Source organism: Cobetia sp. PDI-23MA (assembly GCF_059507735.1).
This window is the reverse complement of record NZ_CM183352.1, coordinates 2527136-2552947: the sequence shown is the minus strand read 5'-3', so window position 1 is coordinate 2552947 and position 25812 is coordinate 2527136. Positions and strand designations below refer to the sequence as shown.

The 25812-nt window shown below is 64.2% G+C and carries 18 protein-coding genes; 13 read left to right on the top strand and 5 right to left on the bottom strand.

The window, feature by feature from the left end:
* The first annotated feature begins 146 nt into the window (after nt 1–146).
* Nucleotides 147–1088, top strand: coding sequence for a LysR family transcriptional regulator (locus AC5WNJ_RS10775; RefSeq protein ID WP_043334148.1), 942 nt, complete (start codon nt 147–149; stop codon nt 1086–1088).
* A 300-nt stretch (nt 1089–1388) separates the two neighbouring features.
* Nucleotides 1389–3086 carry a succinyl-CoA:acetate CoA-transferase ScpC gene (gene scpC / locus AC5WNJ_RS10770; protein ID WP_495929656.1) on the top strand — a complete coding sequence of 566 codons (1698 nt, stop codon included), beginning with the start codon at nt 1389–1391 and terminating at the stop codon, nt 3084–3086.
* A gap of 59 nt (nt 3087–3145) precedes the next feature.
* Here scpC and AC5WNJ_RS10765 read toward each other — a convergent pair whose 3' ends face one another.
* The 5 genes from AC5WNJ_RS10765 to AC5WNJ_RS10745 form a co-directional block, all read right to left on the bottom strand.
* The gene (locus AC5WNJ_RS10765; RefSeq protein WP_495929655.1) at nt 3146–3475 is read right to left on the bottom strand and encodes a YkgJ family cysteine cluster protein; all 330 of its coding nucleotides are present in this window, start codon (nt 3473–3475) and stop codon (nt 3146–3148) included.
* Between the two features lie 79 nt (nt 3476–3554).
* Nucleotides 3555–6104, bottom strand: coding sequence for a YjbH domain-containing protein (locus AC5WNJ_RS10760; protein WP_495929654.1), 2550 nt, complete (start codon nt 6102–6104; stop codon nt 3555–3557).
* Nucleotides 6105–6207: 103 nt separating this feature from the next.
* Nucleotides 6208–7113, bottom strand: a complete 906-nt coding sequence (locus AC5WNJ_RS10755; RefSeq protein ID WP_495929653.1) for a hypothetical protein — start codon at nt 7111–7113, stop codon at nt 6208–6210.
* Nucleotides 7107–7895, bottom strand: coding sequence for a YjbF family lipoprotein (locus AC5WNJ_RS10750; protein WP_495929652.1), 789 nt, complete (start codon nt 7893–7895; stop codon nt 7107–7109). Before AC5WNJ_RS10750 ends, AC5WNJ_RS10755 begins: the two co-directional genes overlap by 7 nt.
* On the bottom strand, nt 7895–8398 hold the full coding sequence (locus AC5WNJ_RS10745) for a hypothetical protein (protein ID WP_495929651.1): 504 nt from the start codon (nt 8396–8398) through the stop codon (nt 7895–7897). The genes AC5WNJ_RS10750 and AC5WNJ_RS10745 overlap by 1 nt, the downstream gene beginning before the upstream one ends.
* Before the next feature lie 1463 nt (nt 8399–9861).
* On the opposite strand from AC5WNJ_RS10745, the gene AC5WNJ_RS10740 reads away from it, so the two are divergent.
* The 11 genes from AC5WNJ_RS10740 to glmS all read left to right on the top strand — a co-directional run bounded on the left by AC5WNJ_RS10740 (nt 9862) and on the right by glmS (nt 25768).
* Nucleotides 9862–11061: a polysaccharide export protein gene (locus AC5WNJ_RS10740; protein ID WP_495929650.1), complete on the top strand. Its 1200-nt coding sequence runs from the start codon at nt 9862–9864 to the stop codon at nt 11059–11061.
* A gap of 73 nt (nt 11062–11134) precedes the next feature.
* On the top strand, nt 11135–13498 hold the full coding sequence (locus AC5WNJ_RS10735) for a GNVR domain-containing protein (protein WP_495929649.1): 2364 nt from the start codon (nt 11135–11137) through the stop codon (nt 13496–13498).
* Nucleotides 13499–13709: 211 nt separating this feature from the next.
* Nucleotides 13710–15005: a sugar transferase gene (locus tag AC5WNJ_RS10730; protein WP_054556262.1), complete on the top strand. Its 1296-nt coding sequence runs from the start codon at nt 13710–13712 to the stop codon at nt 15003–15005.
* Nucleotides 15006–15007: 2 nt separating this feature from the next.
* Nucleotides 15008–16075, top strand: coding sequence for an EpsG family protein (locus AC5WNJ_RS10725; RefSeq protein WP_495929648.1), 1068 nt, complete (start codon nt 15008–15010; stop codon nt 16073–16075).
* Entirely contained in the window at nt 16072–17433 is a 1362-nt protein-coding gene (locus AC5WNJ_RS10720; RefSeq protein WP_495929647.1) for a polysaccharide biosynthesis protein, read from the top strand. Before AC5WNJ_RS10725 ends, AC5WNJ_RS10720 begins: the two co-directional genes overlap by 4 nt.
* Before the next feature lie 145 nt (nt 17434–17578).
* The gene (locus AC5WNJ_RS10715; protein WP_495929646.1) at nt 17579–19087 is read left to right on the top strand and encodes a polysaccharide pyruvyl transferase family protein; all 1509 of its coding nucleotides are present in this window, start codon (nt 17579–17581) and stop codon (nt 19085–19087) included.
* Between the two features lies 1 nt (nt 19088).
* Nucleotides 19089–20363: a glycosyltransferase gene (locus AC5WNJ_RS10710; RefSeq protein ID WP_495929645.1), complete on the top strand. Its 1275-nt coding sequence runs from the start codon at nt 19089–19091 to the stop codon at nt 20361–20363.
* Entirely contained in the window at nt 20356–21111 is a 756-nt protein-coding gene (locus tag AC5WNJ_RS10705; RefSeq protein ID WP_495929644.1) for a glycosyltransferase family 2 protein, read from the top strand. Before AC5WNJ_RS10710 ends, AC5WNJ_RS10705 begins: the two co-directional genes overlap by 8 nt.
* On the top strand, nt 21095–22045 hold the full coding sequence (locus tag AC5WNJ_RS10700; RefSeq protein ID WP_495929643.1) for a glycosyltransferase family A protein: 951 nt from the start codon (nt 21095–21097) through the stop codon (nt 22043–22045). The genes AC5WNJ_RS10705 and AC5WNJ_RS10700 overlap by 17 nt, the downstream gene beginning before the upstream one ends.
* Before the next feature lie 224 nt (nt 22046–22269).
* Nucleotides 22270–23616 carry a UDP-glucose dehydrogenase family protein gene (locus AC5WNJ_RS10695; protein WP_495929642.1) on the top strand — a complete coding sequence of 449 codons (1347 nt, stop codon included), beginning with the start codon at nt 22270–22272 and terminating at the stop codon, nt 23614–23616.
* Nucleotides 23617–23809: 193 nt separating this feature from the next.
* Nucleotides 23810–25768, top strand: a complete 1959-nt coding sequence (glmS, locus tag AC5WNJ_RS10690) for a glutamine--fructose-6-phosphate transaminase (isomerizing) (protein ID WP_495929641.1) — start codon at nt 23810–23812, stop codon at nt 25766–25768.
* Nucleotides 25769–25812 lie beyond the last annotated feature (44 nt).

Here is a 25812-nt window from a genome sequence, read left to right as displayed (position 1 = left end):
CTGCGCATGGCGGCCAGCTCTGGTAGAATCATCTGCTTTGCGGGTCGGTGGCACCTGTGCTGACATGGCAGTTGCGTCATGCAGGTCGTCGCCGGCAACACGATGCGCCGAGTCGCGTCCCCCGTTCGTGAGTGGTCAGTGCCTTCATGTTCAACGCCCAGTATTTTCGTACCTTCATCACACTGGTGGAGACCGGCAGCTTTACCCATACCGCGCGCAAGCTGGAGATGACCCAGCCCGGCGTCAGCCAGCATATTCGCAAGCTGGAGCAGTATCTGGGCCGCTCGCTGCTCAATCGCCAGGGACGCAAGTTCTCGCTGACCGCAGCGGGGCGTCGCTGCTATGACTACTCCATCAAGCTGTTCGCCGAGCACACCCAGTTCATGCACTCGCTGGATGATGACTCCCCGGACAGTGGCGAATGTCGCGTGGCCAGTCCCTCAAGCGTCGGGCTGATGTTCTACCCGTTCACGCTGGGCTATCAGCAGCAGCATCCGGGGCTGACGGTCAGCTACAGCTTCGCCTTCAATTCCGAGATCGTGCAGGACGTGCTGGCGGGTCGTTTCGACCTGGGCATCGTCACCGAGCCGGTCAAGCATCCGGACCTGAACTTCGAGCTGTGGCATCAGGAGCCGCTGTGCCTGGTGGTGCCCGCCGACTTCGCCGGCAACAGTCTCAACGAGCTGATGGCGCTGGGCTTCATGAATTACGCCGATGGCGTCAACAATGCCAGTGCCTTGCTGCGTGAGAACTTCGCCGGTGAATTCCGCTCCATGAGTCACTTCCCCCAGCAGGGTTTCACCAACGACATCGGCATGGTGCTGGACGCCGTGGCGCGCGGCCTGGGCTTCACCGTCGTTTCGCGCACGGTGCTGGAGACCTCGCCGTGGCAGCGTCAGGTGCGCGAGATGCCGCTGACCGAAGCCGTCTACGAGAACCTCTACATCGTCACGCGTGACAATGCCGAGGTACCGCGCCGCTACGAGCAGCTGCTGGGTGAATTCCGCCTGCAGCGTCGCAATACGCTCTACGGCTACGCCGATGCGCCGGAAAGCTTCGACAACATGGACTTCGACAGCATGGTGTAATGCCTCGCGTCCATTGTCTGCGCCTTTCGAAAGCCCGCTCCTCATGAGCGGGCTTTTTCGTGTCTCACCGTCGCCATCTGCCCCGCGTGTGGCGTCGCCCTTTGTGCACCGCCGGGTTCCAGCCGCTGCCACCGCCTTGCGACCAAGGCCTGATGCGGGGGCGGCGTACTGCGTGGGATGCTGAAAGCCAGTGCCTGGTTATTACAGCCTTGGCTATTTCAGGCTTGGCTAGGTCTGCGCCTTGCCAGTGCCTTGTTTGCTCATTTCGTGGTGTCTTGCCCTTCAGGAGGTTCTGCCGTCGTGTCTTCATCCGGTTCTCGCTCCAGTGTCACGCCCCATGCTCCGCCAGCCTCCCCATCTCCCGAAGCAGCAGCTGCATCAAGCGAGGTCTTCTCGCTGCTGGCGCGCATGGAGGTCGGCGAGCTGACCCCGGAGCAGCACGCCGAGATCGCGCGCCGCTGCCGTTGGCCTGACTGGCAGTCGCGCCAGATGAGCGCCAGCCAGGCCGCCGAATTGATTCACGATGGCATGACGGTGGGCATGAGCGGCTTCACGCGGGCGGGAGAGGCCAAGGCCCTGCCGCTGGCGCTGGTCGAGAAGGCACGTCGCGAGCCGTTCTCCATCACGCTGATGACCGGCGCCTCGCTGGGCAATGACCTCGACGGTCAGATGGCGGATGCCCACATGCTGGCGCGACGCATGCCGTTCCAGGTCGACCCGGCGCTGCGACGTGCCATCAACGCCGGCGAAGTGATGTTCATGGACCAGCACCTCTCGGAGACGGTGGAGCTGCTGCGCAATCACCAGCTGAGTGACATGGATGTCGCGGTGATCGAGGCCAGCGCCATCACCGCCGATGGCGGCATCGTGCCGACCACCTCGGTGGGCAACTCGGCCAGCTATGCGATTCTCGCCGACAAGGTGATCATCGAGCTGAATCTCGAGTCGCCGGCGGCGCTTGAAGGCCTGCACGACATCTACATCCCGCAGATGCGCCCCAGCCGACAGCCGATACCGGTGGTGGCGCCGGATTCGCGTATCGGCACGCCGTATATCCCCATCGACCCCGCCAGGATCGCGGCCATCGTGCTGACCCGCGGCAGTGACAGCCCCTCGACCTGCACGCCGCCGGACGACGATACCCGGCGCATGGCCGACCATCTGGTCGAGCTGCTCAAGCAGGAGGTCGCGCTGGGGCGCCTGACGCCGGCACTGCTGCCGCTGCAGGCGGGCATCGGCAGCATGGCCAACGCGGTGATGAGTGGCTTGAAGGAAGGGCCCTTCGAGCACCTGACCATGTACTCGGAGGTGTTGCAGGATTCCACCTTCGATCTGCTGGATGCCGGCAAGCTCGATTTCGCCTCCGGCTCCTCCATCACGGTCACCGAGGAGCGTGGCCGCACGCTGTGGAAGGACCTCGAGCGCTATCGTGATCGCCTGATCCTGCGCCCGCAGGAGCTGTCCAACCATCCCGGTATCGTGCGGCGCCTTGGCGTGATCGCGGTCAATACGGCGCTGGAATTCGATATCTACGGCAATGTCAATTCCACCCACGTCTGCGGCACGCGGATGATGAATGGTATCGGCGGTTCCGGCGATTTCGCGCGCAATGCCCAGCTGTCGGTGTTCATCACCAAATCACTGGCCAAGGGCGGTGATATCTCGAGCGTGGTGCCGTTCGCCAGCCACGTGGACCACACCGAGCACGATGTCGATATCCTGGTTACCGAGCATGGGCTGGCGGATCTGCGCGGTCTGGCGCCACGCGAGCGAGCGGTGCAGGTGATCGAGAACTGCTCGGACCCGAGCTATCGTCCTGCGCTGCGCGCCTACTTCGAACAGGCGTGCCAGCGGGGCGGCCACACGCCGCATTGTCTGGAGCAGGCGCTGAGCTGGCATCGCGAGGTAGAGGTGAAAGGGCATATGCGCGCCATGCGCACGGCACCCGAGCCAAGTCTTGAAGAGTCGGCCCCATCGGTGCCGGACGCCACTGCCTGAGACAGCACATCAGGCCGGGCAGTAATGACAGACAATAAAGACGAGCGCTGGCAGGCGGCCTACTGATCGAGGCCGTTTTCCAGGCGCTCGTCTTCGCATTCGGGGCTACCCATCTCGTAATCGCGGCACAGCTGCGGGCGCCGGTCGTAGATGTTGCACATCAGCGTCTCGCGGTCGACGGCGGCACACCAGCCATCGTCGAGACGGCGCATGACTTCGCCGCCCCATTCATCCTCGTCGATCAGGTAGTCCGGCACGCCGGTATCAGTGAGCAGAATGACCTCAAGCCGGCAGCAACAGGCCTGGCAATTGCTGCAGGCGATCTCGTGATTGGCAGGTGTCGCAGCGCCGGCAGTGGCCGGCGAGACGTCGGTAATCGGAATATTCATCGGGTCAGGGTCAGCCACAGTGAGTCAGGCGCCAATATCGGCACGCTTCAGCCGGCAGTGAAACACACTCACGCACGGATTACCTGTAGACCTTGTCGATGCCTTCCCAGTAAGTCTCGGGATCACGATCGCGCGTCATGTCATACAGCTGGTAGCGGCGGTTGAGGCGTGCGCCACCATCACGGGTCAGCGGTGCCCAGGCAAAGCCGGTGCTGCCCTTGCTGGAGGTGGTGAAGAAGGCATCCAGCGGAATGCTGACGTAGAGCCCCTTGTCGAAGCTACCCTCGCCGTAGTCATCGCCGGCATCGGTCAGGGTCGCCCAGGCACCGACGCTGACTCCGTTGGAGAAGCTGCGCGACAGGTCCAGCGTCGCGCCGACATCGCCGGCCAGATAACGCCCCACCGAGCCCTTGACCAGCACATCGTGCCAGCCGGACTGCCAGTAGGCGGTGGCGTGGCCGGTGGTGACCGAGTAGTCACGCAGGCCGAATTGCTGGTCGAACTCGCGCTGGCGGACGCGGTTGATGTCCAGCCCCAGCGCCAGCGAGCTGTTCATCGGGCGATAGAGCAGCTCGGCACCGACCCCGGCGTACATCATCTCGAGAATGCCGCCGTAGGCCTGGGCGTACCAGTCGCGCCCGAACTGGTGGGTGCGGTTGTACTGCAGGCTGGTGATGCCCAGATCGGTTTCCTTGATGTATTCCCCGACATAGGTGCGCACGCGCGGCAACTCGGAATCGGCGATGTACTCGTAGTTGTCGAAGTTGTCGGCAAGCTGATAGGTCGCCACGCCGGTGAACCAGCCATTGCGGTCGGTGCGCCACAGGGCGTCCAGCTGCAGGTTGAGCTGATAGAGGTAGCCATCGGGGCCGCCGAAATTCTGCTTGAGGCTCGGCGAGAAGCCCCAGCTGAAACCGAACGGCTCGCGCGCCAGCTTGACGCCATCCCCTGTCGCCTGGCGTGTCGCTTCGTCGGAGCTATGAGGCGAGGCAGCATGGGCGGTGATGGAGTGCTCATATTCGGCGCCGAAGCGACGGTCATTGGCGGCGGCCACGAAGGGCTGGCGCGGATGCTCATCTTCGCGCAGCGCCAGACCATTGCTGCTCAGGCGATAGCGGAAGGTGGTGATCTCGGCGGGCAGGCGGTTGTGCAGCACGCGGTTGGCGCGGCCTTCGGCCTGCAGGTCATCGCGGAAGCGCGTCGCCTCGGCCTCGACGATCAGGGTATCGCCATCGACCCGCAGCTGTGACACCTCAAGGCCGCTCTGGGCACGCAGGGTATCGGCCAGCGCGTCCCAGTCCACGTCGGCAAGACGCGGGAGATCGTCTGCCTGCGGGCCGTCAGTCGCGCTCGGCCCGAGCGGGGAGTCTGCGGGCGCGCCGCCGAACGAGTCGAGGGTCAGCAGGCGGCCTTGTTGATCCTTGTTCGCTGACGGCTTCTTACTTGCTGAAGGCTCTTCATGCGCTGAAGGCTCTCCATGGGCTGAAGGCTCTCTGTTCGCTGAAGGCTCTCTGTTCGCTGAAGGCTCTCTGTTCGCTGAAGGCTCTTCATGGGCTGACGGCTCTGCTACCACGCCTGCCGGTCGGGTAGCGCTGGCGGTGGGGGCGGAGGACGCTGTGCCGTGTGAGGCGTTCGCGTTGAGCGAACGCACGCGGAAGGCCTCGGGTGTCTGGTCGTTGCGATAACGGCCATGGGTGCTGGGAGCGACCGCTTCCGGCGTGCCATCGTCCTTGGCCTGGGCGAGCCCGGCCAGATTGGTCGACAGCGACAGCCCCAGCATGGCGGTGTTGCCTCGCTCCCAGCCGCCATGCAGCGACAGGTTGTCATTGACCTTGACGGTCGCACCCAGATTGACCGGCGAGTCCTGCTCGATCTCCACCGTCAGTGGCTCGTCGGAGTAGTCGTTGCCTTCGTATTCCAGCATCAGGGTCAGCGGGTCCCAGGGCGTCTGGTATTCGATGCCACCGAAGACGGCCGGGCTGCCACTGAACATGCTGCCGAGCTGGAAGTCGCCGCCGTCATCGCTGGTCGAGTCACTGCGCGTCTCGAGGCTGCTTCTCACCACTGCCAGCGGATTGCTGAAGTCGCCGCGCGTGCCCAGATAGCCCCAGCCGAGGCCAAGGCTGAAGTCGAGGTCGCCGTAGCGTTTGCTGGCGACCAGATACTCGGAGCTGAACAGGCCCGTACCGCCGAGATCTCGTAGGCCCACCGCGATTTCGGGCTGATAGCGGCCTTCTTCCATCAGACGGAACTTGGTGTCGAAGGATTTATCCAGGTAGTCGCGGTCCGGGGCGGCCGCGCCGTAGCTGACGGTTTCCACCGAGACATAGCGAAAGCCTAGCTCCATCCAGTTGAAGGGCGCCGCGTTGACGCTGAACCGCTTGTAGGGCTGGGTACGGCTGTAGGTGAAGCTCAATTCGCCTTGGGGCGCAAAACGCGCCGTGGGCGTCTGCATCAGACCCACGCCACCGAAGTCGCTCTGGGATTCGCCGGTCGCCGCATGGGCGATCTGCGCACCCAGCAATCCGCCCGCCATGCCGAGTGCCAGCCAGCCATTGCGTGCCAGGGCAGGGCGCTGCTCGGGGCTTGAGTGCGTAACGTGATTGGCAGGGCGAAAAGGACTCGACATGGGCGTCTCGCATGCACGCAAGCCAGCGGCTCACGTACGTGAATAAGGGATTGGGTTCGCGGTCAGGTGCAGTGTGCTGCGCCGGGGCAGTCTCGACGGCGTGTCATGAGGTCGGTAGCTTTGCGGCGTCCAGCTGCCAGCTCTGGCAGGCATCGCCCGGCAGGCGGCTGGCAAGCCAGGCCGGTAGCGCCTCGTTCACCCACTGCTGCGCGGTATCGATGCCCGGCGTGCTGATCACCACGCTGGCGCCGGGGGCGACGGGCAGGTCGGCGTCGCCGCTGGTCAGACGATTCCAGCTCGCCACCGGGCGGGTCAGCACCTGGCCCTGCGGCGTCACCAGGCTGACCTCGACGGCTGGCCCGATGCCGCCGGCAGCGGCGCGCTCGTCGATCAGCGCATCCAGGCTGAGATTCGGCGTCCACTTGCGCTCATGAACGCCGGTGGCGTCCAGAATCACCACGCTGCGCGGCGCCTGGCAGGCACCGACCACCATGCCCGGGGCGATGCGGATCGCCTGCGGGCCGTCGCGCATGTCGCGGCGCGGGTCGAGCTGACCGGGCAGGCGTGCCACCACGGCGTCAGTATTTGGCGAGTGGGTGCCTGACGCGCGGCCCTGCTCGACATAGGCCTGCCAGGCCTGCAATGCCTCGGCATAACGCGCCTTAGGGCTGTCGTCCTTCGCGCCGACGGCGTAGCGCGCCGCGATCAGTTCGAGCTCGGCGCTGACGCGGTTGGCTCGCGCGGCCATCTGCTGGCGAATCAGCGGCGTGCTGACGAAGCTGTAGCGCCAGTCCAGCGCTTTGGATGGCGCGAGGCCATCCCATTGCGACTGCAGCACCTGGCTGGCCAGCGGCGTGCTCGCGGCGCTGAACGGCAGCGGGGTGTCATCAGCGCTCGACAGGGGCGCGGCCAGCAGTGCGCTCAGTGCGAGCGGCAGCAGGAGGGCGCTGCTGTTCATATGAGCCAGTGATGATAGACGGGCCAGCGACGAGAGGATGGGGCTCACCATGCCTTGGCGACCTCCCAACCGAACCGCGGGCCATCGGGCCAGGCCGTCATGTCGGCCGCCCAGACGCGATTCTCGTCGCGCCACAGGTCATTGCGCGTGGTACTGCCGTCGTCCCAGTTCAGAATCTCGCGGCAGTGCTGCAGCGGCAGTTCTGCCAGCGGCAGCGAATAGGGGGCGGCGGCCTCGCATTCGAGTCGCGCCGTGGCCTCGTGTACCTGCATCACGGCGACGTCATCCTGGCGCTGGCTGCCGGTGGAGGCGGCATCCTGACGCTCCAGCCGACGCGGGTAGGGGGACAGCGCACTGACACTGACCTGATAGGTCGTGCCACTGGCCATCAACCAGGCCGGACGCGCCAGAGCGCGTCCGGTAGTACTTCGCTCACGCCTGTCTGCCACATCACGCGCAAAGCCTGAGGTGGCGGACAGGACGCCATCACGCAATTCGACGATGCCGCGGTCGCGACTCTCGAAACGCGCGATGCGCCCATTGCCTTCAAGCGTCGCCAGAACCACCAGCGCGGTGCTGTTGGCATGCTCAAGCTTGAGAGAGGCATAGGGCAGCTCGCTGGCACGTGTGGCGTCAAACTCGTCCTTGCCCATCACGTCACCGAGCGAACTCGAGACGATCTGGGCACAGCCGGAAAGCGACACCAGACACGCGAGGGTGCCGAATGCCGCCAACGACCTGCTGCGCAGGGCACGGGAGACCACCGAGGTAGCCGCCGTGCCCCGCGCAGGGCTTGAGAACGTGAAGCGTTGCGTCGCACGTGCCGTCTTCATCAGCGAGTCCCGGTTGAGCCAGTGGTGCCGGTTGTCCCGGTAGTACCGGTGGTGCCGGTGCCGCCGCCGACGGTGCCGGTGGCCGCACCTGCAGCGACGCTGCCGCTGCTGGCGCTCGGCGTCACGCTGCCGGTGGCATTCTGGCTGGCTGTGCCGGTGCCGGCTGCGCTACCTGTCGGCACAGTGCCGGTAGTCCCAGTCGTACCAGTGGTGCCGGTAGTCCCAGTCGTGCCGGTAGTCCCGGTAGTCCCAGTCGTGCCGGTAGTCCCAGTGGTGCCGGTAGTCCCAGTCGTGCCAGTGGTGCCGGTAGTCCCAGTCGTGCCGGTAGTCCCAGTCGTGCCGGTAGTCCCAGTCGTGCCGGTAGTCCCAGTCGTACCAGTCGTGCCGGTCGTACCGATGGTGCCAGTCGCACCCTGAGGCGCTTCTTCTTCCGCGATGGCATTGCCAGCGAGAAGCAGGGCACCTGTCAGGCCGATGATGGCTCCCAGATGTGTCTTGCGCATGGATAACTCTCCTTGATGAGCATTGTCGGCGGTCAGCCGACCAGGGAGGGATGTCAGGCCACGATGGGATGACTCAAGGACTGAGACATCGGCGTCGAGGCTGCCAGCAGACGCTGGCGATCATCCAACCTGCTGCTGAAGATATCGATAGAGGAGAAGAGCGCCGTCCCTGACGCCATCCCTGGCATCCTCCGTGGCGCGACCTCGTCCTGAGGTGTTCCTGTCATGACCGTATTCCCTGGTCATGTGCTTGCCGAAATTCATCGTTGCGCCTTGCTGTCTGCGCCTGACGGGCCTGTGAGGTATCAGCCGCCGAGCGGTTGATTCAGGAAGTCCTTCTCCGCACGGAGACAAGGCCGATGAGTCACGGCAAAGCGAGGCTCATGTTAACGAGAATATGTGAACTGTCTAGCGTGAAGCCTTGCGTATTATTCGCGTTGATCGCTTGAGGATTATTTATGTAAAAAAGAGTAATCGGGGTGTGGATGATTGGCGACGTGACTGTCGATGTTCCAGCGGGCGCTACACCAGACGGGGGCCGCGTGGCGACTGGAATCCTGTGGTTGAGTGTGTCGCATTGCCGACGAAATGGGGTTTGAGGTGTCTGTCATCGGCAACGCGTATTTCGTGGAAGTGGCGACATCGAGCGTACTTTAGGTGCTACAAACCAATGTTTTTATTGGATTTTTGTAACAGGGTGCTGATTGGCGGGGGGCGTGTATCAGGTAAAATGCACGGCAGACAGGGTTTGGTCACCTTGCCAAGAACGCCACGAATGGCGTGATTCAATGCAGGGCGATGCCACGGCATTGGTGGTTACTGATTCATCGGTAAATTCTCTGGCAGCTCCATGGGTCGTGGGCTGTGGTCGAAAGAGGTGTGCCGCATTTCGGTAAAAAGCTAAAGAAAGTTCGCTCTGCAATGGCGCTGAAGATATTGCCAAAATTCCAGCAAGAGGGGCATGAAGGCCGCCATGCAGAGAGTGGTGTCAGAGCCGCAAGTGGAAAGCGAATTGAATGCACATGCTTGCTGAGTATCGTTGGTTGCGGTTCAGGGTCTTGCTTCGTAGATCTTGACCCATGTGCCTACCTTCTGACTGGGGATGACGGCGGGCTATGACAAGCCATGTGCATGATTCATATGGCGGAAATATCGCGGTAAGCGTTGCGGATCACACTGGCGCAGCGTGAGCGTGAATGAAATCGCAGCGACCAGTCCTGAGACGCCAGTCGCAAGACACCAGTCACAAGACACCGAGACCGCCAGGGTCCGGTACCCAAATGCACGAGGGCCCACCCTCGGCAGCCGCGTGATTGCCAGGCAAGGCCGGCGACACGCATGACGCAGCAGGAACTGAAGACGTTATCGAATCCATCCCGGCGGCCATGTGCGGCGGGGGAAGGCGCGATGATCATGGCACTGGGGTGCCGGGTCATCGGGCCTGTCGACTCAACGGACTTCAGATGAAAAATGCACTGATAGCACGACTTCTGGGCGCCAGCTTGAGCATCGGCGCCCTCACCGGGCTCGCCGGGTGCGTCTTCGCCCCCGGTGGCAACATCGACTACGACACCAGCGCTGCGCCGGTGGATGACATCGTCGATGTGGAGCCGATCACCTTTGGCCTGATCAAGGCCCAGGCGCGCGCAGACGCCGAATCACGCCAGTCCAGTGGCGATGACAGGCAGCGTCGTGAGCTTGAAAAGGCGCTGGCCCAGGAGCTCAACAGCAGCACGCGCGCCAGTCTGGCACCGGACTATCAGTACCGTGTCGGCCCCGGCGATATCCTGACCATCATCGTCTATGACCATCCCGAGCTGACCCTGCCGACGGGCTCCGAGCGCAGTGCGCAGGAAGCCGGCAACGTCGTGCATGCCGATGGCACGCTGTTCTATCCCTATGTCGGTCGCGTCAAGGTCAGTGGCATGACGCTGGACCAGATTCGCCGTGATCTCGGCGAGAAGCTGCAGCCCTACCTGAATGCGCCGCAGATCGACGTCAAGGTCGCCGCCTTCCGCAGCCAGAAGGTACGGATTACCGGCGAGGTGCAGTCTCCCGGCGTGCAACCGATCAGCGATGTGCCGCTGAGCCTGCTGGACGCCATCGCGGCGGCGGGCGGTCTGTCCGAAGACGCCGATTGGCACAACGTGGTGCTCAAGCGCAATGGCGAAGAGACCACCATCTCCCTCTATGAGCTGCTGGCCGAGCGCAATGGCGCCAACGATGAGGCGGGCGATGACCGCCTGCTCAAGGATGGCGACACCCTCTACGTGCCGGACGTCGGTACCCAGAAGGTGTTCGTGATGGGCGAGGTGGACAAGTCCATCAGCCTGCCGCTGGGCAGAAGCCCGATCTCGCTGACCGATGCCATCGCGCGTGCCGGCGGCATCAAGGAAAACTCCGCCGATGCATCGGGCATCTTCGTCATCCGTCGTGATCGTGAAGACCCCGAGAAGCTGGCCACCGTCTATCAGCTGGATGCACGCAACTCCACGGCGCTGATTCTGGGCGCGGACTTCGGCCTCAAGCCGCAGGACGTCGTCTATGTCACCGCTGCACCGGTCTCGCGCTGGAACCGTGTGATTACCCAGCTGCTGCCGACGGTGAGCTCCATCTACTACAGCACCGAAATCCAGGACAACCTCGATACCCTCGGCCAGTAAGGCGAGGGGTCGTCAAGGCGTCCCTGCCCGGCATCGCCGTGGCCGGGCAGGACACCAGGAGAGTGACCCAACGATGTCGAACCGCAATTCCCACACCACGCGTCAGGCCTCGGCCAGCGAGTCGTCAAGCGTGCCCGCGCGCACCAGTCTCGATCTCGGCCGCATGCTGGGCCAGCTGTATGACAGCCGTCTGACGCTGGCGCTGATCACCGGCACCTTCACCGTGCTGGCAGTGCTCTACGCGCTGCTGGCCACGCCGATCTACAAGGCCGATGCGCTGGTGCAGGTCGAGGAGGGCGGCGGCAACATGAATCCGCTGCGTGATGTCTCCAGCCTGCTGCGTGGCGAGGCGCCGCCGTCCGAGTCCGAGATCCAGATCATCACCTCACGGCTGGTGCTGGGCGAGACGGTCAAGAAGGAACAGCTGGATCTGGTGGTCAAGCCGTATCAGTACCCGCTGATCGGCACCTTCCTGCGTACCCACGAATTCACGCGTCCGAGCTGGCTTGCCGGGTCCAGCATGGTCTGGGCCGGCGAGTCGATCGACGTGGCAAGCCTCGAAGTGCCGGCGGCCTGGGACGACGTGCCGCTGACGCTCGTGTCGCTGGGAGAGGGCGGTGAGTACGAATTGCAGTACGACGGCGGTGCGCTGGGCACCGGTGTGGTCGGCGAAGCCTCACGCTTCGATGGCCCGCTGGGCGAGGTGACGCTCAAGGTCAGTGCACTGGACGCGGCCAGAGGTGCTGAATTCACGCTGATGCATCAGTCGACCCTGGAAGCGACCAATGCGCTGCGTTCGCGCTTCGCGGTGGCCGAGATGGGCAAGGAAACCGGGGTGCTGGGTCTGGCGCTGGTCGGCGAAGACCCGCTGCGCACCCAGCAGACCCTGCAGCGCATCACCGATACCTACCAGCAGCAGAACATCGAACGTCAGTCCGCCGAAGCCGAGAAGTCGCTCGAGTTTCTCAAGAAGCAGGTGCCGACGGTGCGTGAGCGTCTCGAAGTGGCCGAGAACCGTCTCAATGCCTATCGCGGCAAGAGCGATAGCGTGAATCTGGATCTCGAGACCAAGTCGGTGCTCGAGCAGCTGGTCAATATCGACAACCAGATCAACGAGACCCAGCTGGAAGAAGCGGAGCTGTCCGGCAAGTTCAACCCCAGTCACCCCAACTACGTGGCACTGCGCAAGAAGCGTGCGGACCTGCAGCAGACCCGCAAGGAGCTGGAGAAGCAGGTCGGTGATCTTCCGGACACCCAGCAGGAAATCCTGCGTCTGGAGCGTGAAGTCGAGGTCAATCAGCAGATCTACGTGCAGCTGCTCAACAAGACCCAGGAAATGAACATCGCCCAGGCCAGCACCATCGGCAATATCCGCATTCTGGACGAGGCCGTTGCACAGCCGCATCCGATCAGCCCGCGCAAGGCGATGATCGTGGTGATCGCGACCCTGCTGGGCGGCATGCTCGGGGTGGTCTTCGTGCTGCTGCGCTCCATGCTGCATCGCGGTATCGAGACGCCGTCGGAGCTTTCCGACCTTGGGCTCAATGTCCACGCGACCCTGCCGCTCTCCGAGGAGCAGGCACGCCTCAACCGTCGTCTGGCACGTGGCTTCAAGCGCTTCACCGGTCGGGGTGTCGCCACAGCGGCCAATGACAACGTCGCGTCGGGGCTGCTGGCGATCCGCAACCCGGCGGATCTCTCCATCGAGGGTCTGCGCGGTCTGCGCACCAGCCTGCACTTCGCGATGATGGAAGCCCCCGACAATCGCCTGATGATCTGTGGCCCGAGCCCGGGCATCGGCAAGAGCTTCGTGTCCGCCAACCTGGCCGCCGTCTGCGCCCAGGCCGGCAATCGGGTGCTGGTCATCGATGCCGACATGCGCCGTGGCCATGTCCACCAGAGCATGGCGGGTGTCTCGCCCAGCGACGCCGCGCCGGGCCTGAGCGACTTCCTGCTCGGCAAGGCCGACCGCGACAGCATCGTGCGTCACATCACTGATCCGAGTCTGGCGATGTCCGAGGCCGCTGCTGTGGCGCTTGGCGAAGGGGCGGCCGCCAACGGTGCGCCGAGCAACCTGTGCTACGTGGCGCGCGGTACCACGCCCTCCAACCCGTCGGAGCTGCTGCTGCAGTCACGCTTCAGCGATTTCCTCGACTGGGCCAGTGCGAACTTCGACATGGTCATCGTCGATACGCCGCCGATCCTGGCGGTTACCGATGCGGCCATCGTCGGCAAGCAGTGCGGGGTCAGCGTGATGGTGACGCGCTTCATGCATAACTCGCCCAAGGAAATCGAAGCGGCGCTGGAGCGCTTCGCCTCCAGTGGCGTGCATGTCGATGGCGCGATTCTCAATGCCGTCGAGCGCAAGGCCACCACGACCTACAGCTACGGCTACAGCTATCACGATTATCAGTACCAGGGTGGCGCCAAGGGTTAGCGGCCACTTGCATTAGAGCCCGCGAACCCGATGTCTGAGACTGCGTGCCTCGTTGGCAGTGGGGATCGGCAGTGGGGATCGGCAGTCGAGGCGAGAGCCGGGGCAGTACGGGTGAAGCATCGGGTAGCACGCCGTCGAGCGACGGCACCAGCGGCTCCGAGCGTGATGAACGGAACCACAACACGAACGCAAGCCAAGGGGGTAACGGCATATGAATACCACGACGAACCATGCAAGCTCCGGGCTGGAAGGGCGTCAGCGCCACTCCCGCATGTACGAGCGACTGATGTTCAACTCGCTGTGTCAGGCCATCGTCGGTCTGATTCTGGCAGTGGGTGTCCCGCTGCTGCTGATCAATGGCCTGCGCCCGTGGGTCAGCGAGATGCGCATGCACAGTGTCATCGCCGCCAGCGGCGGCTTCCTGCTCGCCTTGCAGGCGATTCGTCACATGTCGCGCTACCCCGGCGCCAAGGCCTTCGCCTACGTGCTGCCGGCCATCACCATCAGCTATCTGCTGGCGATGAGCGTGCTGATCGCGCTGGATCTGCGCTTCAGCCGCATCGTGCTCGGCAGCTCATGGCTGGCGGCGATGCTGATCTGCTCCATCGGCTTCTGGGCCGAGCAGCGCACCCGCATCCGCAAGCTGGCCGTGGTGCCCTTCGGTGACTATCGCAGCCTGTTCACCACCCGTGGGGCACGCTGGAACCTGATGCGCGCGCCGGACCTGGGCGAAGAGCGCTACAACGGCGTGGTCGCCGATCTGGAAGCCGAGATGCCGGCAGAATGGCAGCGTTTCCTGGCCAACTGCGTGCTGCATCGCATCCCGGTCTATGACGCCAGCGAAGTCCGCGAGTCGCTGACTGGTCGTGTCGAGCTCGATCAGGTGCGTGAGAACAGCTTCGGTCAGCTGGCCCCCAACAGTGAATATGAGCTGTTCAAGCGTCTGTTCGACATGCTGGCCGTGCTCGCCGTGGCACCGTTCGTGCTGCCGATCTGCCTGGTGACTGCCGTGTTGATCCGCCTCGATTCCCCGGGCGGCGTGTTCTTTGTCCAGGAGCGTGTCGGCCAGGGCGGTCGTCCGTATCGCATGTTCAAGTTCCGCAGCATGTGCCACGACAGCGAGAAGACCGGTGCCCAGTTCGCCCAGGCCAACGACATGCGCGTGACCCGTATCGGTCGCGTGATCCGCAAGACCCGCATCGATGAGCTGCCGCAGTTCATCAACGTGCTCAAGGGCGAGATGAGCCTGATCGGCCCGCGTCCGGAGCAGGTCAAGTTCGTGAATGAATTCGCCGAACAGATTCCGTTCTACAACTACCGTCACGTGGTGCGTCCGGGCATCACCGGCTGGGCGCAGGTCACTCAGGGCTACGCCTCTGACGCCGACGAGACCCGCGAGAAGCTCGAGCACGACTTCTACTACATCAAGCGCTTCTCCGTGTGGCTCGACCTGCTGATCGTCGGCCGTACCATCAAGACCATGCTGACCGGCTTCGGGGCACGCTGAGCATGCTGACCGTCAGTGGCTATTACGTCGGCTTCATGGCCCTGCTGGTGGCAATCCTGCCGCTGGCCGCCAACGAGCGCACCCGCATGGTGGGTGCCTGGTTGGCCGGTGGGCTGTGTCTGGCGTTCATGGCATTGCGTTACGACGCAGGGTACGACTACTTCTCGTACCGCCAGATGGCCACCTGGCAGGTCGACCTGAGCTTTCTCGAGCCCGCACCTGCTGCCCTGGCACGCATGGCGCGGGCCTGGGGCGAGCCGCAGCTGTTCTTCATCATCACCGCCATCCTCTACGTGTCGTGCTTCGTCTCGGCACTGGTGATGAGCCGTCGCAATCTGGCCTGGTGCCTGCTGTTCTTCGTCTGCCTGCCGCTGATCTATCTGTCGGCCTTCGGATTCGTGAAGCAGCACGTGGCAATTGCGCTGTTCATGCTGGCGATGGCGTGCCTGGAGCGCGGCATGCGGCTGCCCGCGCTGGTGCTGATGCTCGTCGGCACCAGCTTCCACTACACCCTGGCACTGTATCTGCCACTGCTGGTGATCTATCCGCTGTTGCGCCGCGCCTACCCGTTCTGGCTCTACCTGGGGCTGCTGCCACTGTGCTTCGTGTCCGGGCCGCTGGCCAAGAGCATTCTCAATGCGTTGGGCCTCTATGCGCATTATTTCGAGGATTTTTCCGGCGGTGGCGAGAAGCTCTACGTCATCTACCTGTTGATCTGCCTGGGGACTCTGGTGCTGTGGAAGCATTTCCGCCTGTCACTGGCCCCCTGGGCCTTCAACCTGATGTTCATCGGCGTGGCGCTCTACACCTTGTTCATCACCTACGGTGAGCATGTGGCACGTGCCAGCTATTATTTCCTGCCGTTCGCCATCTTCGTCATCTGTGACGTGATCGAGCATTTCCGCGACAAGCTGTTGCCCAGCCTGATCAGCGGTGCGCTGATGATGGCGCTGTTCTTCATGTCGCTGAAGGTGGCGGCCGGCAATCAGGACCACGATTTCTTGAACAACTACGAGTTCTATTTCCTGAGCGATGAAGCCCTGGTCGTCGGCAACGGAGGCCAGTCATGAGCGAAGCGCTGATCTTCTCGCTGTTCAATCTGATGGCGCGCGGCCTGTCCTCCGCGGCGGGCCTGCTGCTGGCGCGTGCCGTGGCGCCGGAGGCCTTCGGTGAATACGCGCTGGCGCTCAACTACGCGGTACTGCTGGGCGTACTGGCGCGCATGGGCGGCAACGAGGTGTTGCTGGTCACCCGCGATGGTTCAAGTGGCGCGGCACTGCGCCGCTGGATGGGCGTCGGCATCTCGCTCTACGCCTTGCTGGCGATCGGCTTCGCCGTCGGCATCGCGCCGCTGCTGGGCCTGTCGGCCTTCATCTTCGCCTTCTGTGCGCTGCGCGCCGCGGCGGAGCAGGTCGGCCTGCAGATGATCAACTCGCGTCTGCAGCGTCAGGAGCGCTTGGGGCGCGTCAATCTGATGACGGTGCTGATCTCGCTGGCGGTGGCGATCGCGGTCGGCTGCGCCGCGGGCCCGGCGCTCTATCATCAGGGCGTCGAGCTTGTGATCGGCGCCGAGTTCAGCGCTGACCTGACCACCCCCGCCGGCATGTTCGGCCTGGCGCCGGTGCCGACCTTCGTGACGGTCAGCGCCATCGCGCTGGTCATCGTGATGCTGCTGGGCATGTGGTTGTCGCGTGATGCGCAGGCAGATGCTCAGGCGGTCGATAGCGACGCCGCGGGCCAGGGGCATCTGCCAAGCAAGGCCGAATTCGCACGCGGACGCGGCTTTCTCTACAACAATCTGATGTCGTTCGCCTACCTGCAGGCCTGGGTGATCCTGGCCGGGCTGGCCTTTGCGCCGGCGCAGGTGGCCAGTGTCTCGGTGGTGACCTCCATCGTGTTCGCGCTCTATGTGTTCCCCACCAGCCTGTATCGCTACTACCTGCCCAAGCTGACCCACGGCGATGCGCGCCTCAAGGAGTACCTGGTCATCGCCAGTGGCTTCGCGCTGCCGGTGGCGGGAGGACTGGCGCTGATCGCGCCCTGGCTGGCGGAACACTTCCTGAGCGGCGCCTACCCGCGCCTGACCCTGACGCTGCGCGCCTTCGCGCTGGTCTATCTGGTGCACGCCTTCGTCACCTGCGCCTTCACGCGTCTGGCCGCGCTGCGCCTCAACGGCAAGCGCCTGCTGTGCCAGAGCACCGGCGCCACCCTGGTGGTCGGCGGCGGGCTTGCGATCGCGGCGCTCAATCACTCGCTGGGCAACGCGTCCGGCGACACCGGCAGCCTTCTGGGCGTCGATCTCTACAGCCTCTTCCTGTGTGTGCCGGTCGCCGCCGAAGTGGTGATGCTGGCGATGGCGATCCTCTTCCAGCCATCACTGTCCCGTGGTGGCAAGGCACACGAAGACAACGCTGCGGCGAGTGCCTGACCGGGCTTCACGCGCGCAGCAGGAATCGGAAGGTCAGCATCTGTGACTTCCGGTTGATGACATGACGGCGATGCCGGGCATTCAGACACAGCCCTCAGGCATCGCGCGTTCGAATCGCGACATTACGGACAGAAGGACGAACAGCATGGCCAAGATATGCATGACGCACGGATGGCATGACGACAACAAGGGCGACTCCGCCATCCTGATGGGCACCATCGACTTTCTCGATCAGCTGATCGATGCCGAACAGGGCCGCAGCGATGTCTCCGGCGCCGGTGTGGCCAAGGCCGAAGGCCACCGCATCGACATCCTGCCCATCGATGATCAGGTGTTCGCCACCGAGCGCGGCCCGTTCCGTCACATTCGTCGTCGCTACCGCGAACGCGTCACCGTCGGCCAGCCGCTGATGCCGCCGATGCGTGACAAGCTGCGCTTCGTGAGCTCGCTGCTCGGCCTGAGCGCCAAGATGATGTTCGGCAAGCAGGGCAAGAGTGGCAACGACATCATCGACGCCGCAGACCTGGTGGTCGTCAAGGGCGGTCATATCTTCCACAACGGCAGCTTCAAGAAGACGCTGTCCTCGTGGCTGGCACTGATCGGCTATCTGGCGCCGGTGATGCTGGCCCGCAAGGCCGGCAAGCGCGTGCTTCTGCTGGGTCATTCCTTCGGCCCGTTCAAGACCCCGGCCCAGGAGCGCTTCTTCCTGCGCACCCTGAGCGATTGCCTGGTGGTCTCGCGTGAGGAAATCACCCACGCCATGACCCAGAAGGCCGACCCGAAGCTGCCGCATGCGCTGCTGGGCACCGACATGGCCTTTGCCATGGCCCCGCGTGCCAGTGACGAGCATGCCAAGGTGAAGGCGCCGAATGGCATGGCCTCGCCGTACGCCGTGATCACCCTGCGCGACTGGTGGGGCCTGGATCAGCAAGCCTTCGCCGAGCGTGTCGAGGTGCTGTCGCGCTCACTGCTGGAATCCCGCGAGCGTCTGGGCATCGAGCGCCTGCTGGTGGTCCCGCACGTGCTGGGCCCGACCGATATCGAGAATGACCAGCGCATCTCCCGGCTGGTGTTCGATCATCTGCAGAAGGCCTTGGCCACGGCGGGCGGTGAAGACCTCGCCAAGCGCATCGAGCTGGTGCAGGGCGACCCGAGCCCGGATGCGCTGGTCGATCTCTACCGCGATGCCCGGTTCCTGGTCGGTACCCGCTTCCACTCGGTGATCTTCGCGCTGATGTCCGGCACGCCGGTCTATGCGCTGTCCTACTGCGGGCCCAAGGCGCCGGGGATCATGCGTGACTTCGGGCTCGGCGACAGCGTGCAGGACATCGAGAACTTCGACCCGGCGCGCATCGTGGCCGATATCGAGGCGCTGGTCGCCGACAAGGCCTTCCCGGCGCTGGCCGAGCGCGTCATCGCCGAGAAGCTGGCGATCACCGCCGACATCACGCGTGACTTCCTGCGCCGTGCACCGGGGCGTGCCGGCGTCTGGGGCCAGCGTGAGCTGAAGCTCAATGACGCTGCCTTCCCGGCACAGGTGGCGCCCAAGCCAGCTGCTGTCGAGGCGGCCGCTGCCATGGCCGCGGATGCGCCTGCCGGCGACAACAGCGCGACTGCCGCTCATGACAGCGAGCCTGTCGTGCGAGGAGCCTGATATGGCACATGTCGCTCTGTTGATTCAGGACATCAGTGCCTGTGGTGGCGTCGAGAAGGTGATGCATGGTCTGGCGCGGGATCTGAGCGCCAGCCACCGGGTCACGCTGGTCTCGGTGCGCGAAGGCGAGCCCTACTGGGGGCGTCTGGAGGGTGTCGAATATCGCACCCTCGGGCTGCCGGCCACCGGCACGCGCCAGAACTTCCGCCATTGGGTGACGCATCTGCGTCGCCTGATGCTGGAGGCGCGGATCGAGGTGATGGTCAGCGGCTACTTCGCCTTCCATCTGGCGGCGCAGCTGGCGGCACGCGGCACCGGTGGCGTCGATGGTGAGGGGCGCCCGCGTCCGCGCACGCGCATCATCGCCCAGGAGCACAGCGCCTATCATCACGATCGCCGTGCCAAGCGCATCGTCAAGCAGCTGGCCTATCGCCACCTCGATGTGCTGCAGGTGCTCAATGAGGTCGATGCCGAATGCTGGCGTCGCCGCGGCCTCACGCCGACGGTGATTCCCAATTATCTGGATGACCAGCAGGCAGATGAGGCACGCAGCGGCTGCGAGCATCAGGTCGATGTGGTGATGGTCGGGCGACTGGCGCCGATCAAGCGCCTCGACCTGGCGATTCGTGCCTTCGCGGATTCCGGCTATCGTCGCGGTCGCCTGGTGGTAGTCGGCGACGGCCCTGAGCGTGAACGCCTGCTGGCGTTGTGCAACGAGCTGGGCCTGCGTGCCTTCCAGGGCGCCAACGACAGCACGGTGCCTGCCGGCACTCAGGTGCTGTTCACCGGCGCGCTCAGGGATGTCTCCCACGAGCTGCGGCGTGCACGCCTGTTGCTGCTGACCTCGGAGCGCGAATGCCTGCCGATGAACGTGATCGAGGCCAAGCGTGAGGGACTGCCGTGCCTGTCGCGCCCGGTGCGTTCCGGCCCGCTGGCGCTGATCGAACATGGCCGCGACGGGATGCTCAGCGCGGAACCGGATGGCAGCGGGGATGCCGCCATCATCGCGGAGCTTGCCCACGAGCTGGCGCGCCTCGAGTTCGATGACGAGCTTCTGCTGCGCCTCTCGAACGGTGCCTGGCAGAGCTTTGACCGCTACAGCGCGCACGCGGTGTTGCCGCAATACCAGCGTCTGATCTCGCGTCTCGCGCCGCCGACGCCCGGCGATGCGGCGACGACCGAGCAAGCGCATCAGGACTCATCCGCAGACACGCGCCCAGACACACACTCGCGTCGCGTTCAGCGACAGCCGCTTGAGGAGAAGGCCCATGGCTGATGTCTCCGTCATCATGCCCAACTACGGCTATGACCGCCGCCTGCACGCCGCCGTCGACTCGGTACTGGCCCAGAGCGAGCCGGTACGCGAGATCCTGATCAGCGACGATGCCTCACCAGATGGTGCCGCCAGTCGTCTGCGTGACGACTTCGCGGCGCTGGACACCGGCGGTGTCGAGATCCGCGTGCTGGAAACCGACACCAACGGTGGCCCGGGCCGGGCGCGCAACCGTGCCATCGCCGAGGCCAAGGGTCGCTACATCGCCTTTCTGGATGCCGACGATGCCTGGCTGCCCGAGAAGATCGAACGCCAGATCGCCTTCATGCAGGACACCGGCGCCGGGCTTTCCTACACCGGCTACGAGATGGTCGATGAGCAGGGCGAGCACGTCTCGTATTTCGTGCCGCCCGAGCGCCTGACGCGCGATGACATGCTGCGCTCCAACTCCATCGGCTGCCTGACTGCCATCTATGACGCCGGGCGCTTCGGGCGCTTCTACATGCCGACGATCCGCAAGCGTCAGGACCTGGCGCTGTGGCTGATCATCATCGGCCAGCTGGGCCCGGCGCAGGGCATGCCGGAACCGCTGGCGCGCTACACTCGTCGCGAGAGCAGCGTGTCGTCCAACAAGTTCAAGGCCGCCGCCTATCAGTGGCGTCTGTATCGTGAGGTGCTGGGGATGGATGTGATCAGCGCCAGTCGCAATTTTGTCCATTACGCGGTGAACGGTTATGCAAAACATCGTTGAACAGGATGTCGCGGCGTCCGCGACATCTTCCACCGAGTCCGCGGCGGCTTCCCGCCACGCCGATACTGGTGCGCAGCCGACCCTCGACTCGCGCCCGCGCGTGCTGGTCGGGGCACGCCAGGTAGATGACAGTACGCGTCGACAGGTGCCGGAGCTGACCTTCCTGATCTCGACGCTGGATGACGGCCTCTATCGCGTGCCGCGTCATGATGCGCTGCCCGGGGCGCGCTTTTTGATCGTGCATCAGCTGTCTGACTTCGCGAGCCGCGAGCAATACCGCGAGTACGCGCTGGCCAATTTCGATAGCCGTTTCGAGTACCTGGCGATCGATGGGCGGGGACTGTCCAGGAGCCGCAACACGGCGCTGGCCGCCTGTGCCACGCGCTACGCCTATGTGCTGGATGACGACATCGAGCTGCATCCCCAGGCTGTCGCACTGGTGATGGAAGCCTTCACCTGCACCGAAGCGGCCGCGATCAGCTTCCCCCACGTCAAGGCCTTCCCGCTGCATGAACGGGACCCGGATCGGCCCGCGCCGCCGGTGTCCTTCAAGACCCACAGCCTGATGTCACTGGCGCGCGTGCGCTCGGTGGACATGGCGCTGGATCTCTGCCAGTTCCATGCACGCTTCGATGAGCAGTTCGGCCTGGGCACCGATCAGCCCTCCGGCGAGGAATTCATCGTGTTGAGCGATGCGCGTCGTCAGGGCGCGCGTCTGATGCGTGCCAATCTGGGCATTGTCGCCCATGCGGGGGTCACCTCCGGCAGCGACTTCTACAGCACGCCAGCCAAGGCGCGCACCAAGGGGCGCATGTTTGCCCGCGCCACCGGCAGTCGTTTCTCGCCGTTGTCATTGGCCTTTTTCCTGCGCAAGGCTCCGGTCGCCATGAAGCATGGCCACCTCGGCACCTTCGCGAGGCACTATTTTCGCTGACATCGCGCGCTTTTCATCAGTGCTGACATTTTCCCGGCTGTCTCGGCCTTCCACTCTTGAGACAGTCCTTGCCCACTCGCTGACATACCCGTGGACAGCCCCGTTGGCGTTGACGCCGACGGGTTGGGGAGCCTCGCGCGCCATTCAGCCTGAACGTCATGACATGACCCCTCGGGTCGCTCTCAATACACGCTAGAGCCATATGGCAGACAAGGATGACATCAATGAAGATCACGATTTTTGGAAGCGGTTATGTCGGTCTGGTCACGGGTACCTGCCTGGCCGACGTCGGCCACGATGTAGTGTGCATGGATGTGGACGCCGCCAAGATCGAGGGTCTCAAGCAGGGCGAGATTCCCATCTATGAACCGGGCCTGGAAGGCATGTTGTTGCGCAACGTGGAAGCCGGTCGCCTGAGCTTCACCACCGACGCGCGTGAAGCCGTCGAGCATGGCGTGCTGCAGTTCATCGCCGTGGGCACGCCGCCGGATGAAGACGGCAGCGCCGACCTCAAGTACGTGCTGTCCGTCGCCACCACCATCGGCGAGCACATGAATGACTACAAGGTCATCATCGACAAGTCCACCGTGCCGGTGGGCACGGCGGACCGCGTCAAGGCGCGGGTCAAGGACGTGCTCAAGGACCGTGGTGCAAGCGTCGATTTCGATGTGTGCTCCAACCCGGAATTCCTCAAGGAAGGCGCGGCGCTGGACGACTTCACGCGTGGCGCGCGCATCGTGGTCGGCACCGATTCCGAAGCGGTGCGTGAGCGCATGCGCGAATGCTACGCCCCCTACAACCGCAACCATGAAAAGCTGATGTTCATGGATGTGCGCGCCGCCGAGCTGACCAAGTACGCCGCCAACGCCATGCTGGCGACCAAGATCAGCTTCATGAACGAGATCTCCAACCTGGCCGAGCGCCTGGGCGCGGACATCGAGGAAGTGCGTCGCGGCATCGGCAGTGACCCGCGTATCGGCTACCACTTCATCTATCCCGGTTGTGGTTATGGCGGTTCCTGCTTCCCGAAGGACGTCCAGGCACTGGCGCGTACTGCCAGTCAGGTCGGTTATGACGCCGAGCTGCTGACCGCTGTGGAATCCGTCAACAAGCGCCAGAAGGTCACGCTGTTCGACAAGCTGTCGCGGGCCTTCGATGGCGACCTCAAGGGCAAGACCATCGCCGTCTGGGGTCTGGCCTTCAAGCCCAACACCGATGACATGCGCGACGCGCCGAGCCGCACGCTGATGGAAGCGCTGTGGGCGGCTGGCGCGACCGTGCAGGCCTATGACCCGGAAGCCATGAAGGAATGCCGCCGCATCTACGGCGAGCGCGATGAGCTGGTGCTGGTCGCGGACCGTCAGCAGGCAGTCAAGGGTGCCGATGCGCTGGTGATCTGCACCGAGTGGAAGGAATTCCGCACCCTGGATGGCGAGTGGCTGAAGTCTCAGCTCGGCTTCCCGGTGGTGGTCGATGGCCGCAACCTGTTCGAGCCCGCCGCCATGAAGGCCGCTGGCCTGATGTACTACGCGGTCGGTCGCGGTGACACCCTGCTGCTGAATCAGGCTTGAGCATGCCACTTGGCATCACAGCCCGGGCGTCATTGCTCAAACGTCAGTGCTCAAGCATCAAGGCTCAAGCAGGCATTGAACGTCGCTGAAAGATTCAGCACGCGTACCTGATCTGCGTACGCAGTCCCTGAAAGACATCCATTCAGTCGTGCCACGCTCTCCATGAGGGTGGCACGCAGTAGAGGAATTTCTCATGTGTGGCATCGTTGCCGGTCTGGCTCAGCGTGATATCAGCAAGATTCTGATCGAGGGGCTGCATCGCCTCGAATACCGCGGGTATGACTCCGCCGGCGTGGCGGTCATCGACCCTGCCGGTGAACTGCGTCGTGCGCGTGCCGTGGGCAAGGTGCGTGCGTTGGAAGACGAGCTGCGTGAGGCGCCGCTGTCCGGCGCCATCGGCGTGGCGCACACCCGCTGGGCGACCCACGGGCGTCCTGCCCAGCACAATGCGCACCCGCATCTCTCCAGTGAGCGGGTCGCTGTCGTGCATAACGGCATCATCGAGAACCACGAAGCGCTGCGCGGCGAGCTGGAAGGCGCCGGTTATGTCTTCACTTCCGAGACCGACACCGAGGTGGTCGCGCACCTGGTCGATCGCGAACTGTGCAGCGGTCTGGCACTGCCGGAAGCCGTCAATGCGGTCACCGCGCGTCTCGATGGCGCCTTCGCGCTGGCGGTGATGGAGCAGCGCAACCCCGAACTGCTGGTCGGTGCCCGTCAGGGCAGCCCGCTGGTGGTCGGCGTGGGGATCGATGAGCACTTCATCGCCTCCGATCCGCTGGCGCTACTGCCGGTGACCGATCGCTTCATCTATCTCGATGAAGGCGACATGGTCGCCATCACGCCGGCGGGTATCCAGGTGCTGGAACGTACCGGCGACCGCGATGAGCTGACACCGGTCACGCGTGAAGTGGTGCGGTACGAGCACAGCGTCGAAGCTGCCGGCAAGGGCGAATATCGCCACTTCATGATGAAGGAGATCATGGAGCAGCCGCGTGTACTGTCGCGCACGCTGGCCGAGCGACTGGACCCGCAGGGCGTGCGTCTGGAGGCCTTCGATGTCTCGCGTCATTCCTTCCTCGCCGCCAGCGCTGGCAACGAAAGCGGCGCCGAGGGCGGCAAGCAGGGCGTGGATGTGGCGCGCCTGACACAGCTGTTCGCCGATGTGCGCCAGGTACAGATCATCGCCTGTGGTACCAGCTATCACGCCGGCATGGTGGCGCGTTACTGGCTGGAAGAGGTTGCGGGCATTCCGGCGCAGGTCGAGGTGGCCTCGGAATTCCGTTATCGCGAGCGCGTCGCGGCGCCGGGCACGCTGTTCCTGACTCTGTCCCAGTCCGGCGAGACCGCCGATACGCTGGCGGCGCTGCGCGACATCCAGAAGCTCAACCGTGAAGGCCCGCAGGCCGGTCATTATCTGGCGAGCCTTGCCATCTGTAACGTGACGGGCAGCTCGCTGGTGCGTGAATCCGACCTGTCATTGCTGACTCACGCCGGGCCGGAAATCGGGGTCGCCTCCACCAAGGCCTTCACCACCCAGCTGGTCGCGCTGATGTTGACCACCCTGGCGCTGCGTCAGGCCAAGGGCGATGGTCAGACGGATGACCTGCTGAGCCGTCAGCTGCTGATGCGCCTCAAGGACCTGCCGCACGTGATCGAGCAATCCCTGGCGCTGGATGGGGAGATCGCGCAGCTGGCCGAGAAGTTCATGCATCGTCACCACACCCTGTTCCTCGGGCGTGGCAGCCAGTATCCCATCGCCATGGAAGGGGCACTCAAGCTCAAGGAAATCTCCTACATCCACGCCGAAGCCTACGCGGCCGGTGAGCTCAAGCACGGTCCGCTGGCGTTGATCGACGAAGACATGCCGGTGGTGGCGGTCGCGCCGATGGATGACCTGATGGAGAAGCTGAAGTCCAACCTGCAGGAAGTTCGCGCCCGCGGAGGCCAGCTGTTCGTATTCGCGGACCCGGAAGTCAGCCTCAAGGCCGGTGAAGGCGTTCACGTCGTCACCGTGCCGGGCGTGTGCCGCTTCCTCGCGCCGATCGTCTACGCGGTGCCGCTGCAATTGCTCTCCTATTACGTCGCCGTGCTCAAGGGCACCGATGTCGATCAGCCGCGCAACCTGGCCAAGAGTGTCACGGTGGAGTGATCGACTGCGCTTGAGGCCATGAAGCAAACGAAAGGGACTGCCCA